The 1,057-nt window shown below is 65.1% G+C and carries 1 protein-coding gene; it reads right to left on the bottom strand.

The genetic code is table 11. The features are described 5' to 3' along the window. Positions 1-1,057: DNA polymerase III subunit alpha (dnaE, locus tag AB0I18_RS52135; RefSeq protein ID WP_363112908.1), on the bottom strand; the 1,057-nt coding region annotated here is incomplete at both ends.

Below are 1,057 nucleotides of genomic sequence, written 5' to 3' on the forward strand. Positions count from 1 at the left end.
TCCTTGATCGCGTTCTTCGCCTTGATCTTGCCGTACGTGCCGATCATGGCGACCTTGTCGGCGCCGTACTTGTCCGTCACATACCGGATCACCTCCACGCGCCGACGCTCGTCGAAGTCGATGTCGACATCGGGCATGGAGACCCGCTCGGGGTTGAGGAACCGCTCGAAGATCAGGCCGTGCTCGATCGGGTCGAGGTCGGTGATGCCCATCGCGTAGGCGACGATCGAGCCGGCCGCGGAGCCTCGGCCGGGGCCGACCGCGATGCCGTTGTTCTTGGCCCACATGATGAAGTCGGCGACGACGAGGAAGTATCCGGGGAACCCCATCTGGATGATGACGTCCATCTCGTACTCCGCCTGCTTCTGGCGGTCCTCGGGCACACCGGCCGGGTAGCGGCGGTTCATGCCGACCCGGACCTCCTCCTGGAACCAGGTGATCTCGGTGAAGCCCTCCGGGATGTCGAACTTCGGCATCAGGTTCTTCGCCTCGAACATCCCCGTGGTGTCGATCTGCTCGGCCACCAGCAGGGTGTTGGCGCAGCCCTGCTGCCAGGCGTCCGAGGAGTCGATGGCGTACATCTCGTCCGTGGACTTCAGGTAGTAGCCGGTGCCGTCGAACTTGAAGCGGTCCGGGTCGGAGACGTTCTTGCCGGTCTGGATGCACAGCAGCGCGTCGTGCGCTCCCGCCTCGTGCGGGTACGTGTAGTGCGAGTCGTTCGTCACCAGGGGCGGGATGCCGAGCTTCTTGCCGATCTCCAGCAGGCCGTCGCGGACCCGGCTCTCGATCTCGATGCCGTGGTCCATCAGCTCCAGGAAGTAGCGGTCCTTGCCGAAGATGTCCTGGTACTCGGAGGCCGCCTTCAGCGCCTCCTCCTTCTGGCCGAGGCGCAGCCGGGTCTGGAGCTCCCCGGAGGGACAGCCGGTGGAGGCGATGAGCCCCTCGGACCATTGGGAGATGGTCTCCTTGTCCATCCGCGGCCACTTCTGCAGCCAGCCCTCGGCATACGCGTCCGAGGACAGCTTGAACAGGTTGTGCAGCCCGGTCTTGTTCGCCG

The organism is Streptomyces sp. NPDC050704 (assembly GCF_040654355.1).
Lineage (GTDB): Bacteria > Actinomycetota > Actinomycetes > Streptomycetales > Streptomycetaceae > Streptomyces.